Origin of the sequence: Geothrix sp. 21YS21S-2 (assembly GCF_030846775.1) — a bacterium.
Classification (GTDB): domain Bacteria; phylum Acidobacteriota; class Holophagae; order Holophagales; family Holophagaceae; genus Mesoterricola.
Genome location: NZ_CP132910.1, coordinates 3,728,874 through 3,744,594 on the forward strand (window position 1 = coordinate 3,728,874; position 15,721 = coordinate 3,744,594).

Below are 15,721 nucleotides of genomic sequence, written 5' to 3' on the forward strand. Positions count from 1 at the left end.
GCGAGGACGTCCATGGCAGAGATCATCTATACGAAGTACCGCTGGTTCGTCCTGGTGACGATGTTCATCGTGACGGCGGCCTCCCTCTCCATCATGATCGCGCCCACGCCCTTCGCCGGCGAGATCGCCCGGGACCTGCACGTGGACCTGGGCGTGGTGCTGGCCTCGACGATGCTGGTCTTCGTGTTGTGCACGGCCATCTCGGCCCTCGTCGGCGGGTTCATCATCGACCGCATCGGGCTGGTGCCCATGTGGATCATCTGCTCGGTGGTGGCCATCGTGGCCACCCTCCTGATCCCCGTATTCGGCAAGACGATCGGGGGCCTCATCGCCCTGCGGGCGGTGCAGGGCCTGGTGAACGGGCCCGTCTCCAGCTCCATCACCACGTGCTGCGCCCAGTGGTTCAAGTACGAGGAGCGCACCTACGTGGCCGGCGTGCAGGGCTTCTCGGTGTCCATCGGCATCGCCATGGGGGTGGTCTACGCCCCGGCCGTGTTCAACGTCACCCACAGCTGGCAGCTGGCCCTGGCGGCCACGGCCCTGCTGCCGGCCATCGGGCTGGTGTTCGCCCTCATCGTCCACTTCGGCCCCAAGGCGCCCAACAGCGCGGCCTGCGAAGGACGCGACAGCCAGCAGGCCTCCTCCGCCGACTTCAGGAAGGCCGTCACCTACATCACCTTCTACGTCCTCTGCCTCATGGGCTTCATCGACTCCTGGTGCCAGCAGGCCTACAACGACATGGCCAACGGCTTCTACGCCGTCGCCCAGCCGGTGGGCCTGGGCCTGGGGCCCATGGGCGCCGGTTCGAAGCTGGTCTACGCCTCGTACGCCATGGCCATCGGCACCCTCCTCGCGCCGGTGATCACCGAGAAGATCTTCAAGGGGAACCCCAAGCCGACCATCTTCTTCGGCTGCGGCATCGCCGGCCTGCTGGTGCTGACGGTGCGGAGCCTCCACCCCGCCAACACGGCCCTGCTCATCCTGGTGCCCTGCGGGATCCTCTTCTTCTCGTCCTTCGTGAACCCCACCGTCTACGGCTACATCGCCAAGCATTATCCCGCCAACATCTCGGGGCGCCTCGGCGGCCTGGTGATGGGGCTGACCATCTTCGGGGCCACCGTGGGCCTGGGGGTCAGCTCGGCGCTGCTGCACAAGACCGGCTACTACTGGGCGTCCATGAACGTCCTGGCCGGCGTCACGCTGTTCGGGGCGGCGGCCGTGCTGGCCCTGCGGCTCCCGAAGGGCTTCAACGTGGCCGCCGAAGCGTCCCAGGCTGAGAAACAGTAACCTAACTCAAGGAGTGACCCATGAAAGTACTGGCGGTCCTGGCAGGACGGCGCGGCGGCAACGGCGAGATCCTCGCCAAGGAGGCCCTGATGCGGGCCGAGGAGCTCGGCGCGGAGGTCAAGATCCTCAACCTGCACGACTACGACATTCGCCCCTGCACCGGGTGCGAGTCCTGCACGGTGAAGTTCACCCAGAAGCACGAGGCCCCCGAGTGCGTGAACAAGGACAAGGACGACATGGACGCGATCATGAAGGAGTGGCTGGAGGCCGACGGCGTCATCGTCGCCGTGCCCGCGTACTCCTTCATGCCCGCGGGCATCTGGCGGGTCTTCTCGGACCGCTTCCTGGCCTATGAGCCCAACTTCCATAAGCAGGTGGGCAACCAGGCCTACTTCCGGCACCGGGTGGGCGCCATCATCGGCAACGGCGGTTCCACCCGCAGCTGGATGTCCCTGACCCTGGAGTGCATCAACATCAACATGCTGAGCCAGGACATCAAGGTGGTGGACCAGATGATGGCCAACCGCGCGCCCCGCCCCGGCCAGATCCTGCTGGACGACGAGGCCCTCCTCCGGGCCCGCCAGCTGGGCGAGAACGTCGTGAAGGGGATCAAGGACTACGAGGGCACGGGCTTTTTGGGCGATCCCGGCCTGGGCTGGTGCCCCGAGTGCCACTCCAACGTGCTGTCCCTGGGCCAGCCGCTCTGGAACGGCGGCGGCTTCCCCATCGAGTGCCCCATCTGCCACTGCGGCGGGGACCTGGAGAAGGGCGCCGACGGACGCTGGACCTTCGTGCTGCAGGCCAACGGGCGCGAGCGCTCCATGCTCAACGGCATGGGCGCCAAGGACCACTTCTTCGAGATCAAGGAAACCATGCAGAAGTTCTTCATGAACATGGAGACCATCAACGGGAGGCGCAAGAAGTACGTGGACTACAAGCCCGAGCGGGTGAAGGCCAAGGTTTAGCGCTGGGTCTTCTTGATCTGGATGCCGTGCTTGCGGATCTTGTTGTACAGGGTCGTGCGGCTGATTCCAAGCCGCTTGGCCGCCAGGGTCAGGTTGAACCGGTCCAGCTCCAGCGCCTCCATGAGGGCGCGCCGCTCCGATCCGCCCAGGGAGACCTGGGCGGGCCGGGGCAGGGGGGCCTGGGCCTCGTCGTCGTCGGGGTCGGCCAGGACCTGGAGGACCTCCTCGGCGGTGATGGGGGCCTCGGATTCCAGGAAGCTGCACCAGCGCACGACGTTGCGCAGTTCCCGCACGTTGCCGGGCCAGTGGTAGCCCATGAGCACCTCCATGGCCCCGGGGGACAGGGACAGGTTCAGGCCGGCCTTGGCGATGAGGTGGCGGGCGATAAGGGGGATGTCCTCCCGCCGGGCCCGCAGGGGGGGAATGCGGATCTCGGCGGAGCTGAGGCGGTAGTAGAGGTCGGGCCTGAACTTGCCGCTCCGGCAGGCCTCCTTGAGCTCGTGGTTGGTGGACGCGATGATCCGGGCGTTGAGGGGCATCACCCGGGTGCCGCCGATGCGCTCGTACTCGCCCTCCTCCAGGACGCGCAGGAGCTTGCCCTGGAGCCGCAGGTCCATGTCGCCGATCTCGTCCAGGAGGATGGAGCCGCCCGACGCCAGCTCGAACTTGCCCTTCTTGGCCGCCACGGCCCCGGTGAAGGCGCCCTTCTCGTGGCCGAAGAGCTCGGACTCCAGGAGGTCGTTGGGGATGGCGGTGCAGTTGATCTTCACGAAGGGGCTGAAGGACCGGTCCAGGCTCCCGGAGTGGAAGGCGCTGGCCAGGATCTCCTTGCCGGTGCCGGTCTCGCCGAGGATGAGGATGGGGTGGACCCGCTTGCGGGCCACGTTGCGGCAGTGGGTCAGGAGCTTCTGGGCGGCCGGGCTCTCCCCGATGAAGTCGTCGAAGGTGTAGTTGGAGTCGATGCGGGCCACGGCGTTGTAGATGTCCAGGCCCTCGGCGTCGCTGCTTTCGGAGAGGCTCGTGATGATCTTCTTCAGCCGGCTCATGGACCGGAAGAGGAGGGTGCCGATGGCGCCGGTGACCTCGCCCTTCCAGAAGACGGGGTGGAGGTCGGTCATGCACTTGCGCCCGTTGATCACCACCAGGATGCCCAGCTCCGGCCGCCCCGTGGCCAGCACCTTGTCGAAGGGGCTGGCGGGGTGCTTGATGCTGATGTGGCTGCCGATGGTGTTCTCCAGCGGGTCGCCCGTGAGATCCACCGACTTGCGGGTCTGGTGGAGGATGATGCCCTTGGCGTCCAGGACCACGGCCCCGTCGAAGGCCTCCTCCAGGAGCTCGTCCAGCACGCCGCCGCGGGTCTTGAGGTCGTTGAGGGACAGTTCAAGGGCCATCGGATGCGTCTCTCCATGGGGGCTGCCATCCGCTCACGCCGATAAGACGATGAGATGGTAAAGAATGTGAACACGTGCGGTGAACGATTGTCCACTGTTGGTCCGGCGGCCGATTCGCGTGTGGGCCCATCCAATTTGTAAATATTGATTTTGATTGATTTTTGGATATGCAAACACTTGGCATAGTTGCTGCATTGTCAATGTGAAATCTGAACACGGGGATTGTCAACCCCTCCTCAAGACCCAGGAATTCGAAGGCCTGCCGCCCTCGATTCGGCGTAGCCCTGCCGGCTATGGCCTTCCGGCCTCGGGAGGAGCACCACCCCAGTCCGCCTTGGAATCCCCGCACCCTTCCCAACTCATCCGGACAGCCTGTCCGGCCCTCCCCACTCAATTTCAACCAACGAGGTTGTAATGAACAGAACCCTCACTGCCCTGACCGCGCTCGGCTTCGCCGCCATCGGCATGGCCCAGGCTCCCCCCGCGGAAGCGCCCGGTCTCAAGTTCACGGGCTTCATGCAGTTCCGCTACGAGTCCATCGAGAATCCCCGCGTGACGGCTTCCGAGGCCGGCCTCGCCCAGGTCGCCAACTACGGCCCGGCCTACAACAAGAGCGAGACCCGCGAGCTGGTGTGGTTCAACGTCGACAACCAGTTCGACGGCAAGACCCGCTTCCACGCCATCGTCGCAGCCGAGCACCTGGGCGGCCGCACCACCAAGACCGACCTCCAGATCAAGGAAGGGTACGTGGCCGCCAAGTTCGGCGCATCCGAGATCGCCCTGGGCCGGTTCTTCTTCGACGTGGGTCTGGGCACCCTGGGCGGCGCGCCCTTCATGGACGGCGTGCACCTCTCCACCGGCAACAAATACGTCAAGGCCCAGGCGTTCCTCACCCGCTTCGGCAACCCCGGCGAGCGCACCACCGCCGTGGCCGACAAGAGCTCCTACACGTACCTCGCCGGCGACGTCAAGCTCACGCCCGTGGCCGGCCTGACCCTGTCCGCCGCCTACTTCGGAGAGACCAGCGACCAGACCGTGGCCTCCGACCACCTGGGCGGCGCGCTCTACAAGTCCACCGCCTTCGGGTTCCAGTACAAGTACGAGACGAACCACACCCCCTGGTTCACGCTCACCGGCGAGTACGCCACCAACAACGGCGCCATGGCCAAGAAGATCAACTGCACCTACACCCCCGTCGCGGGCGTGGGCAACCCCTTGAGCCCCACCATCGAGGGCGACGCCCCCAAGGCCTACTTCGTCAAGGCCCAGGTGCTCGGCGCCAATCCCTTCATGCCCGGCACCGGCGGCCTCTACGTGCAGTTCCGCAAGGCCGACGCGGGCTTCGACGCCATGGGCATGGCCTCCCCCACGACCTGGAACGCCCCCTTCAACTGGACCACCCCCGCCGGCGGCGGCAGCGCCGACAACCACAAGGGCATCGAAGTGGGCGCCGAGATCTGCGTGCTCCCCCGCCTCATCCTCAAGGCCCAGGCCGGCTACATGAAGCTCGTGAACATGAGGTCCACCCTGGACCTGGGGTCGCCGGCCCTGATGGCGGTCGCCTCCGTGACCCCCACCAACGCCGCTCCGGTGGTCGAGATGGTGACCGGGGCCAAGAACAGGGAAAGCCAGAAGTACTTCACCTGCGCCGCGTTCTACATCTTCTAGGGAAACGCGGGCGCCTGCGCGGGGAGGAACCCTCCCCTGCGGGCGCCCTTTCCCTGGACTCCCCGAACCTCCTTCCGAGAAAGGAAGAAACATGTCCGATCGCGCGTATCCCGCATACCGCTGGTTCGTCCTCTTCGTACTGGTCTTCGTGACCGTCGCCCAGGGCGTGGTGCTCATCTGGCCCGCCCCCCTCCTCGAGCAGATCGCCAAGCACTACGCCATGAGCCTGGGCGCGGCCACGGGCGCGCTCATGGTGGCCTTCACGCTCTTCGTCACCCTCGGCGCCGTCGTCGGCGGCTTCTGCTGCGACCGGTTCGGCTGGGTGCCGACCCTGATCGTGAGCGTGGTGCTCCTGTCCCTCTCCACCCTGCTGGTGCCCCTGTTCGGCAACGGCTTCGGGACGCTGGTGCTGGCCCGCATCCTCGAAGGCGCCGGCGCCGGGCCCATCATGGCCTCGGTGGGCGCGGTGAGCGTCGAGTGGTTCTCCCACGAGGAACGCGGCATCGTCATGGGCGTGCAGGGCATGGGCGTCTCCCTGGGCATCGCCCTGGGCTTCGTCTTCGTGCCCATGGCCTTCGTCAAGACCGGTTCCTTCCTGGCCGCGGCCTCCTGGATGTCGGCCTTCCCCATCGTGGGCGTGCTCCTCCTGGCCGTGATCGCCTTCGGCCGGAAGCCCCCCGTCAAAGCCGCCCGGCAGGTCGCCGCGGAAGCCGCCGGGGGCGGCCACGAGTTCGCCGTCGCGGCCAAGCTCCCCGTGTTCTACATGGGCCTCCTTTGCGTCTTCTTCCTCAGCTGGGTCATGCAGGCCTTCAATGACCTGACGCCGGTGTACCTTTCCGCTCCGTCGCCCCTGGGCGCCGGGCACGGCGTGCTCCTGGCCGGCAAGTTCATGGGCCTGGTGCAGGTTTCCTTCATGATCGGCTCCGTGGCCAGCGGCTTCCTGCTGACCAAGGTCTTCAAGGAGAAGAACAAGCTCGTGGTCGGCCTGGGCTTCATCGGCGCCGCCGTGTTCTCCATTTCGGTGCGCTCGCCCCTGGTCTACGGGAACCTCGGCATCCTTCCCGTCTGCCTCGTGCTGGTGGGCTTCTTCCAGGGCATGGTCATCCCCACCACCCTCGCCTTCATCGCCATGCACTTCCCCAGCAACATCGTGGGCAAGATGACGGGCATCTGGATGGGCGTGGGCATCTTCGGCGGCACCGCCGGCGTCGTGGTCGGCGCCACCCTGCTCCACAAGACCGGCCTCTACCACGCCTCCATCGCCGCGGTCTCCCTGGTGGCCCTCTGCGGCTTCCTCTTCTCGCTGTTCCTCAACCCCCCCGAGATCTTCAGGAACTCGGTCAAGGGCGAACGGGGCCTCGCCCTGGGCGGTCACTAGCACTTCCGGGAGCGGGCCTCCGGGCCCGCTCCCCCCCTTTCAATCTTCCGGCGCGTGTGAACCATGATCGAACTCACCATTGACGGACTTCGCGTGGAAGCCGAGGCGGGCACGTCCCTCCTCAAGGCCTCCCTCGACGCCGGCATCTACATCCCCCACCTGTGCTCCCACCCGGATCTCGAACCGCTGGGGGCCTGCGGCCTGTGCATCGTGGAGGAGGGCGGCGCCCAATGCGCCTCCTGCACCACCCCGGTCCGGGAGGGAATGGTCGTGACCACCCGCTCCGAGGGCCTGAAGCAAAAGCGCCGCCTCTCCATCGAGCTGATGCTCTCGGGGCACCCCGCGGACTGCACCGGTTGCCCCGTATACGGAAGCTGCGAGCTGCAGTCCCTCATCCAGTATCTGGAAGTCTCCGACCAGCGCCTGCGCAGGCGCCCCAACCTCGTGGCCGCCAACAAGGCCAATCCCCTGGTCATGCACGACATGACCCGCTGCATCCTGTGCGCCCGCTGCGTGCGGGTCTGCGAGGACGTCCGCGGCGTCGGGGCCCTCACCTTCGTGAAGAAGGACGGCCGCCTCCGGGTGGGCGTGCGGGACGGCCTGTCGCTGGTGGACGCGAACTGCCGCTTCTGCGGAAGCTGCATCGAAGTGTGCCCCACGGGCGCCATCCGGGACCAGGAGGGCCTCCTGGACGGACACGTGAACCGCAAGCTGGCCATCGTCCCCTGCCGCACGGCGTGTCCCGCGGGCATCGACATCCCCCGCTACGTGCGCCTGGTGCACGAGGGCAAGCCCGGAGAGGCCCTGGCGGTCATTCGGGAGAAGGTGCCCTTCCCGGGCGTGCTGGGCCTCATCTGCGACCACCTCTGCGAGGGCGCCTGCCGGCGCAGCGAGCTGAGCGAGTCCATCTCCATCCGCGCCCTCAAGCGCTACGCCGTCGAGCACGGCGACGACGGCTGGAAGGCCGGCTCCCGCCACCTTCCGCCCACAGGCCGGAAGGCCGCCGTGGTGGGTTCCGGCCCCGCGGGCCTCACCGCCGCGTACTACCTGGCCAAGCAGGGCCACGCCGTCACGGTGCTGGAGGCCCTGCCGGAGGCGGGGGGCATGATGCGGGTGGGGATCCCGGCCTACAGGCTGACCCCGGGCGTCCTGGACGCCGAGATCGAGGAGATCCGCGCCGCCGGGGTGGACATCCGCACCGGCTGCAGGGTCGAGTCCGTGGATGGGCTCCTGGACGACTACGACGCCGTACTGGTCGCCGCCGGCGCCCACCAGGGCATCCAGCTCCCCATCACCCGTTCCGGCCTGGAGGGCATCCTCCTGAACACCGACTTCCTGCGGGCCGCCGCCCTGGGCGGACCGCTGCCCGTGGGCGAGAAGGTGGTGGTCCTGGGCGGCGGCAACGTGGCCTTCGACTGCGCCGGCGTCGCGCGGCGCCTGGGAGCGAAGGAGGTGCGCATCGTGTGCCTGGAGGCCCGCGAAGCCATGCGCGCCAGCGCCGAGGAGATCATCGAGGCCCTGGAGGAGGGCACGGAGATCCACACGTCGGTGAACGTCCGCGAACTCGTGGGGCAGAACGGCCGGATCGCCGGCGTGCGCTGCGAGGCGATCAGCGCCTTCCGCTTCGGCCCCGGCGGCCAGGTGGAGGTGGACGTCCTGCCGGAGTCCGGGTTCGTCCTGGCCGCCGACACCCTCATCACGGCCGTGGGCCAGCGCCCCGACCTTTCCGAGGGCTTCGGCCTGCCCCTGGAGCATGGCAACCGGATCAAGGTGGACGACGCCACCCTGGCCACCGCCAGGCCCGGCGTCTTCGCGGCGGGCGACGTGGTCTACGGCACGAGGTCCGTCATCGCCGCCATAGCGGCGGGCCGCGCCGCCGCGGCGTCCATGGACCGCTTCCTGGGAGGCGACGGGCGCATCGAGGAGGTCCTCGCGCCCGTGGCCGAGGCCGGATCCGTCCTGGGCCACAAGGACGGCTTCGCCCCGGCGGGGCGCTGCGAGGAGGCCCTGGAGGAATCCGGGCGGTGCCTCCAGTGCGACCTCCGCCTGACCCTCTCCGAGCCCCGGTTCTGGAGCTCCTATCCCCACCACTGATCGAGGTATGGACGTGTCGCTGGAAATAAGCATCCCGGGCTCCGGCTCGACCCTCTTCTCCGGGGAGAGCCTGGAGTTCCCCGGCGCCCTGGCGGCCCTGGCCCTGGGGCCCGAAGCCACCCGGACGCGGGTGGGCGGCGGGGCCGCGGACATCGTGGTGGCCCGGGCCCTGGACACCCTGCCGGGCGCCGCCGTGCGCTCCGCGCTGCTGGAGCGCGCGCCCCTGGCGTTCCTGGAGGGCCTGTGGCTCGCCGCCTTCGCCGCGGGGGCCGCCGAGGCCGTGGCTGCCGTGGAGACGGAAGCCGGACTGGCGGAAGGGATCGCCGCCCTGGAGCGCCTCGGGGGGCCCGCCCTGCGGGTGGCGGTGGTGCCGCGCGCCTTCATGGCCTCAGAGGACACGGCGCTGATTCGCCTCCTGGAAGGGCGGCCCGCCCTGGCGTCGGCGCCCCGGGTGGAACTGGGCGGCAAGGCCGCGGCCGTCTTCTCCATCGAGGACCTGGTCGCGCTCTCGCACCGCTTCGCCGGGAGGGAGGCCGGTTCGCTGGTGCAGGTGCGGGGCGCCGTGAACCGGCCCGGCCTGCTGGAGGTTCCGCCCGGAACGACGCTGCGTTCGGTGATCTTCGAACGGTGCGGCGGGATGAGGGGCGCCAAGGCCTTCAAGTTCGCGCTGGCGGAGGGAAGCTTCATCCCCGCGGACGGCCTGGATGTTCCGGCCACCGGCCTGATCACCGTGGGGGATGAAGGGGACTGCGTGGTGGACCAGGCCCGCCGCGCCCTCGCCCTCACCGCCTACGAGAACTGCGGGATCTGCACCATCTGCCGGGAGGGGAGCCACCAGCTCGAGGAACTCCTGGCCGACGCGTCCTCGGGGGAGACCCGGGGCACCGACGAGGCCCTGATCCAGGAACTCGGCGCCGCCCTGCGGGAGGGGTCCCTCTGCGCCATCGGGCGCCGGGCCCCCGATCCGCTCCTCTCCGGCCTCCGGCACTTCGCCGGGGACTTCGACGCGCACCTGAAGCGCAAGCGCTGCCCGGCCCTCGTCTGCAGGGCCTACGTCACCTTCCACATCCTGGGCGAGACCTGCACGGGCTGCGGCAAGTGCCTGGCGGTCTGCCCCGAGGGCGCCATCGAAGGCGAGGAGGACTACATCCATGTCATCGACCCGGGGGCCTGCACCAGGTGCGGTCTCTGCCTCGACGTCTGTCCCCCGGAGGCGGCCGCCGTGGCCAAGGCCGGCGCACTGAAACCCCGAACCCCCAGGGAGCCCATTCCCGTGGGCACCTGGAAGAAGCGTTAACGCACACCTCCAAGGAGCAACCCCATGAAGCAGATCGAAACGGACGTCATCGTCGTCGCCGCGGGCCTCTCGGGCCTGGCTGCGGCCATCTCCGCCGCCGAGAACGGCGCCAGGGTCGTCGCCTTCGAGAAGGCCGGCACCACCGGCGGCGCGGCCAACATGGGCATGGGCCCCCTGGGCATCGGCTCCAGCGTCCAGAAGCACCAGATGGTGAGCATCACGCCCTTCGAGGCCTTCCGCAAGCACATGAACTTCACCCACTGGAAGGTGGACGCGCGCCTGGTGCGGGACTACTACATGAAGTCCGGCGAGACCATCGGCTGGCTGCAGGAGATGGGCGTCGAGTTCGTGGGGGTGTCCCCCGCCTACGCCGCGCCCGAGACCGTGAAGGGCTACGCGACCTCCGAGGCCGTGTGGCACCTCGTGAAGCCCATCGGCGGCGGCATGCCGGGCCCCCGCGCCGCCGGCGCCATGATCAAGTGCATGACGGAGCGGGCCAGGGAACTGGGCGTCGAGATCCTGCTGGAGACCCCCGCGAAGAAGATCCTCGTGGAGGACGGCAGGATCGTGGGCGTCCTCGGCGTGGACAAGAACGGCGAGGAGATCGAGGCCAGGGGCAGGGCCGTCATCGTCGCCACCGGCGGCTTCGGCGCCAACCCCAGGATGATCCAGGAGGCCACGGGCTACGAGTGGGGCAAGAACCTCTTCTCCTTCGCCGTTCCGGGCATGGTGGGCGAGGGCATCCGCATGGCCTGGGAAGCCGGCGCGGGCAGGACGGACATGAACCTGGAGCTGATGTACCAGATTCCCGACAACATGAACCACTTCGTCCTGGACGGCGCCTTCCGCCAGCCCTGCCTCTGGGTGAACAAGCTGGGCGAGCGCTTCATGAACGAGGACGGCATCCCCAACACCACCTTCACCGGCAACGCCATCGCCACCCAGCCCGACCACATCGCCTATTCCATCTTCGACGCCAAACTGCTCAAGCACTACAAGAAGGACGGTCCGGACATCCAGTCCCACGTCCATCCCCACGACCTCTACAAGCAGTTCGACAACGCCATGAAGGCCGCGGCCGACGAGGGCTACAGCCACGTCTGCGAGGCGGACTCCATCGAGGAGCTGGCGGAGAAGATGGGCATCGACCCCGCGGGCCTGGCCCGGACGGTCGAAGAGTACAACGCCTCATGCGCCAAGAACTTCGACCCCCTCTTCGACAAGGACCGGCAGTTCATGCAGCCCATCGGTTCGCCGAAGTACTATGCCTGCCGGCAGTTCGTGGGCGCCTACGGCACCCTGGGCGGCATCAGGATCAACCACCGGACCGAAGTCATGACCGACGACCACAAGGTGATCCCCGGCCTCTACGCCGTGGGCGTGGACGCCTGCGCCATCTACGGCCAGAGCTACCCCTTCATCCTCCCCGGCAACACCATGGGCTTCTGCCTCAATTCCGGCCGCATCGCCGGCGAGAACGCGGCCGTCGCCGCCAACGCCTAGGACCGACACCATGACGACGTACCCGCACCTCACGAGTCCCATCAGGATCGGCAAGCACACGTTCCGCAACCGCATCGAGTCCGCGCCGACGATCTTCTCGTCCCTGACCCTGGTGCCGTTCCTGTCGGCGCGCGTGCTCCGCATGATCGAGGACCGCGCCAGGGGCGGGTGCGCCAGCGTGGTGCACGGGGAGATCTCCGTGAACTTCGACGACTCCCTCCGGCCCATCGTGGCCGGCGAGGGGAAGATGATCCGCCTCACGGTCGATTTCAAGGACCATGAGGCCCCGGCCTTCGCCACCTTCCGGAAGAACGCCGACGTCATCAAGCGCCACGGCGCGGTGGCCATGGCCGAGTTCTCCCACTTCGGCATCGAGAAGCCGCTCCTGGAGGACGGCATCCAGCCCCTGGGGCCTGTGGCCTTCACCCGGCCCGACGGCACCCCGGTGCGGGCCTTCGACGCCGGGACCATGGCCAAGGTCCAGGACGACTTCGCCACCGCCGCGGCCTTCATGCAGGCCGCCGGGTTCGACGGCGTCTTCGTGCACTGCGGCCACGGCTGGATGATCGGGCAGTTCCTGTCCCCCCGGAACAACACCCGCACCGACGAATTCGGCGGCAGCATCGCCAACCGGGGGCGGTTTCCCATGGCCATCCTCCGGGCCATCCGCGAGCGCTGCGGGCCGGACTTCCTCATCGAGATCCGGCTCAGCGGGCAGGAGAACCTGCCCGGAGGCATCACCCTCGAGGACACCGTGGGCTTCTGCAGGCTGCTGGAAGGCACGGGCCTGGTGGATCTGATCCACATCTCCGCCGGGCACTACTACAGCCCGGCCCGCTCCAACGAGTTCTCCACCATCTTCCGGCCCCACGGCCTGAACGCGGACTACGCCGCGGCCGTCAAGAAGGCCGTGACCATCCCCGTGGCCGTGGTGGGGGGCATCACCACCGCCGCCGACGCCGAGCGCATCATCGCCGAAGGCAAGGCGGACATCGTATCCATGGGCCGGCAGATGATCGCCGACCCCGACTTCGCCATGAAGGCCGTGAAGGGCAAGGGCGACGAGATCCGCGAGTGCCTGCGCTGCTGCGTGTGCTACCCCGGCCCCTCCGGCGAGCACGAGACGGACCCTCCGGGCCGCCACTTCCCCGGCCTGGGTTCCTGTACCATCAATCCCTACAGCGTGAATTCCTTCTCCCACCACAAGGTGCTGCCCGAGGACCGGCCCCGGCCCGAGGGGTCCCGCAGGCTCCTGGTGGTCGGCGGCGGCCCCGGCGGCATGCAGGCCGCCATCGACGCCCACGACCGCGGCCACAAGGTGATCCTCATGGACGAGGCGGACCGCCTGGGCGGGACCCTGCGCCTCACCGACCACGACGTCTACAAGAAGGACCTCTTCCACTTCAAGGAACTCCTGGTGCGGGAGGTGGGCAGGCGCGCCATCTCCGTGCGCCTGAACACCCGGGTCACCCCCGAGGTGGTCCGGGAGATGGCCCCCGACGCCCTGGTCCTGGCCCTGGGCGCCGAGGCCGCCGTGCCCCCCATCCCGGGGGTGGAGCGGGCCCTGAAGGCCTTCGACACCTACTTCCTGCCCGATGAGCGGATCGGCAGGCGCGTGGTCATGGTCGGCGGCGGACTCGTGGGCTGCGAGGTGGGCCTGGAACTGGCCCACAAGGGCCACGAGGTCGTGGTCGTGGAAATGAAGGAGCGCCTGGTGGCCGAGTTCATCGGCATCCACCGCACGGCCCTCCTGGACCGCATGGACGAGGTCGGCATCCGCAACCTGGTGCGCACCACCTGCAGGGAGATTCGGGAGGACGGTGTCGCGGCCGTCGACGCCGAAGGCAGGGAGACCTTCCTCCCGGCCGACACCGTGGTCCTCGGCCTGGGCTACACGGCCAGGAGCGAGAGCGCCCGGCTCCTGAGGGAGGCCGCGGGCAAGGCCCAGGTGTTCGAGGTGGGCGACTGCGTCCGCCCCGGGAAGGTGGGCGAGGCGGTGCAGGACGGCTACACGGCCGCCATGTCCATCGTCTGACCCGCAACGAACAGGCTCCGGGTCGCCGCCGTGCGCTGGGAATAGTTGAAGTTGAACGGCACCAACCTGAATCGACACTGGAGTCCCGAATGATAGGTCCCTACCTCAACCTTGCCACGGTGGTCGTCGGCAGTTCCACCGGCGCCTTCCTGGGCGACAGGATCAGCCAGAACCTGCGCACCCGCCTTCCCATGGTCTTCGGCCTCTCGGCCATGGGCCTGGGCATCGCCACCATCATCCGCGTGAAGTACTTCCCCGCGGTCATCCTGGCCCTGCTGGTGGGCACCACCCTGGGCGAACTCCTCCACCTGGAGGACTGGATCATCAAGCTGTCCACCCACACCCGAACCCTGGTGGACCGCATCGCCAAGCCGAGGAACCAGGCCCTCTCCCACGAGGAGTTCCTGAACCAGTTCGTGGCCATCCTGGTGCTCATCTGCTCCAGCGGTACGGGGATCTTCGGGACCATGAACGAGGCCATGACCGGGGACACCTCCCTGATCATCGTCAAGTCGGTCCTGGACCTGTTCTCGGTGGGGATCTTCGCCACGGCCCTGGGGTATTCCCTGGTGGCGGTGGCCATCCCCAACTTCCTCATCCAGGTGGCCCTGTTCTTCCTGTCCATCTGGATCCTGCCCCTGGTGTCCCCGGCCATGATCGCGGACTTCTCGGCCGCCGGGGGGCTCATCATGGTGGCCACGGGGTTCCGCATCGCCGGCATCAAGCACTTCCACGTGGCCAACATGCTGCCGGCCCTGCTGCTGATCATGCCCATTTCCTTCCTCTGGGCGCGGTATCTTGTGCACTAGGTGAATCCGTGAACCTCAACCAGATCAGCATGCGGCAGATCGACTACTTCCTGGCCGTGGCCCGCCACCTGAACTTCACCGAGGCGGCCAAGAGCCTCTACGTGTCCCAGCCCGCCATCAGCAAGCAGGTGGCGCAGCTCGAGCACGACATCGGCGTGCCGCTTTTCCTGCGCACGAAGCGCTCGGTGCGCATGACCCCTGCGGGAATCGTGCTCCTGAAGGAGCTCTCCTCCATCCAGGAGCGCATCGAGGCGGCCGTGGCCAAGGCCCAGCACCCGGACCTGGGCCAGGACGCCAGCATCACCATCGGCTGCCTGGAGGCCATGGAGATCGGCGTTTTCATGCGCCGGGCCATCAACGACTTCAAGAGCAGCTATCCGGGCGTCAAGGTGGTGCTGGAGCGCCACTCCTTCAAGACCCTGCGCCAGAAGCTGATCCACGGGGATCTGGACCTGGTGTTCACCCTCTCCTTCGAGATCGCGGACTGCCTGGGGATCCTCTCCGACTTCATCCAGCAGGCCAGGCCCGTGGTGCTGATGGCGGCCTCCCACCCCATGGCCTCCCGGGAACGGCTCACCCTGGCGGACCTCAAGGACGAGAACTTCGTCACCATCTCCCGGGAGGAATCGCCCAGGGCCTTCGACGGGACCATCGACATGTGCCGGCGCCACGGCTTCACCCCCAACATCGTCAAGCAGCTGCCCAACGTGGAATCCATGCTGATGTGCGTGGAATCCGGCCTGGGGGTGTGCCTTTTCGACTCCACGATCCGGATCTACAACAGCGAGGACTTCCGGGTCTGCGAGCTGGACGAGAGGCCCATCGACGTGGTCATGGCCTGGAAGCGGGAGAACCTGAACCACGTGGTGCCGCTGTTCACCAACAGGGTCTCGGGCGTCCCGGGTGATAACCGGAACGAATGATTCTGATGTCCAGACGGTATTTCCGCCCTGGGGAGCGGGGACCGAGACTTGAGGCATAAGACCGCGCGATGACCACGCGGTTCCACTTCGAGGGACTCGTCATGGACGTTAGAGACAAAGCACTGGCCGTGATCATCAAGCGCGCCGCCGACGTATTCAAGGTCGATCCGGCCACCCTTTCCGCCGGCACGTCGTTCGAGACCGACCTGCAGGCCAAATCCGCCAACTACGTCCAGATCACCACCGTGCTCGAGGACGAATTCGACGTGGAGATCCCCTACATGGAATTCAAGCGCAAGAAGACGTTTGGCGAGGCCGCCGGCTACGTCGAACAGCTCGTCGAAGGCTGATTCAAACCCCCACCCAACCAG

The 15,721-nt window shown here is 67.7% G+C and carries 12 protein-coding genes; 11 read left to right on the top strand and 1 reads right to left on the bottom strand.

Annotated elements, in window-relative coordinates; translation table 11 throughout:
- Positions 1 to 12: 12 nt before the first annotated feature.
- Positions 13 to 1,287 carry an MFS transporter gene (locus RAH40_RS16450; protein WP_306598662.1) on the top strand — a complete coding sequence of 425 codons (1,275 nt, stop codon included), beginning with the start codon at positions 13 to 15 and terminating at the stop codon, positions 1,285 to 1,287.
- A 20-nt stretch (positions 1,288 to 1,307) separates the two neighbouring features.
- Positions 1,308 to 2,252 (top strand): flavodoxin family protein, encoded by a 945-nt coding sequence (locus RAH40_RS16455; protein ID WP_306598663.1) that lies wholly within the window; start codon positions 1,308 to 1,310, stop codon positions 2,250 to 2,252.
- On the opposite strand, the gene RAH40_RS16460 is transcribed toward RAH40_RS16455, so the two are convergent.
- Complete coding sequence (locus RAH40_RS16460) at positions 2,249 to 3,643, bottom strand: sigma-54-dependent Fis family transcriptional regulator (RefSeq protein WP_306598664.1); 1,395 nt, start codon at positions 3,641 to 3,643, stop codon at positions 2,249 to 2,251. The genes RAH40_RS16455 and RAH40_RS16460 overlap by 4 nt on opposite strands.
- Positions 3,644 to 4,057: 414 nt before the next feature.
- Here RAH40_RS16460 and RAH40_RS16465 point away from each other — a divergent pair, with 414 nt between their 5' ends.
- From RAH40_RS16465 to RAH40_RS16505, 9 genes are all read left to right on the top strand, one after another.
- The gene (locus tag RAH40_RS16465) at positions 4,058 to 5,311 is read left to right on the top strand and encodes a hypothetical protein (RefSeq protein ID WP_306598665.1); all 1,254 of its coding nucleotides are present in this window, start codon (positions 4,058 to 4,060) and stop codon (positions 5,309 to 5,311) included.
- 91 nt (positions 5,312 to 5,402) lie between these two features.
- Positions 5,403 to 6,689, top strand: a complete 1,287-nt coding sequence (locus RAH40_RS16470; RefSeq protein ID WP_306598666.1) for an MFS transporter — start codon at positions 5,403 to 5,405, stop codon at positions 6,687 to 6,689.
- Between the two features lie 63 nt (positions 6,690 to 6,752).
- Positions 6,753 to 8,783: an FAD-dependent oxidoreductase gene (locus RAH40_RS16475; RefSeq protein ID WP_306598667.1), complete on the top strand. Its 2,031-nt coding sequence runs from the start codon at positions 6,753 to 6,755 to the stop codon at positions 8,781 to 8,783.
- A gap of 7 nt (positions 8,784 to 8,790) precedes the next feature.
- The gene (locus RAH40_RS16480; protein ID WP_306598668.1) at positions 8,791 to 10,080 is read left to right on the top strand and encodes an NADH-ubiquinone oxidoreductase-F iron-sulfur binding region domain-containing protein; all 1,290 of its coding nucleotides are present in this window, start codon (positions 8,791 to 8,793) and stop codon (positions 10,078 to 10,080) included.
- Positions 10,081 to 10,104: 24 nt separating this feature from the next.
- Positions 10,105 to 11,583 (top strand): FAD-dependent oxidoreductase, encoded by a 1,479-nt coding sequence (locus tag RAH40_RS16485; protein WP_306598669.1) that lies wholly within the window; start codon positions 10,105 to 10,107, stop codon positions 11,581 to 11,583.
- A 10-nt stretch (positions 11,584 to 11,593) separates the two neighbouring features.
- Complete coding sequence (locus RAH40_RS16490) at positions 11,594 to 13,618, top strand: FAD-dependent oxidoreductase (RefSeq protein ID WP_306598670.1); 2,025 nt, start codon at positions 11,594 to 11,596, stop codon at positions 13,616 to 13,618.
- Between the two features lie 89 nt (positions 13,619 to 13,707).
- On the top strand, positions 13,708 to 14,427 hold the full coding sequence (locus RAH40_RS16495) for a DUF554 domain-containing protein (RefSeq protein ID WP_306598671.1): 720 nt from the start codon (positions 13,708 to 13,710) through the stop codon (positions 14,425 to 14,427).
- 8 nt (positions 14,428 to 14,435) lie between these two features.
- Positions 14,436 to 15,350, top strand: a complete 915-nt coding sequence (locus RAH40_RS16500) for a LysR substrate-binding domain-containing protein (RefSeq protein WP_306598672.1) — start codon at positions 14,436 to 14,438, stop codon at positions 15,348 to 15,350.
- Between the two features lie 101 nt (positions 15,351 to 15,451).
- Positions 15,452 to 15,700 (top strand): acyl carrier protein, encoded by a 249-nt coding sequence (locus RAH40_RS16505; RefSeq protein WP_306598673.1) that lies wholly within the window; start codon positions 15,452 to 15,454, stop codon positions 15,698 to 15,700.
- The last annotated feature ends 21 nt before the right edge of the window (positions 15,701 to 15,721 follow it).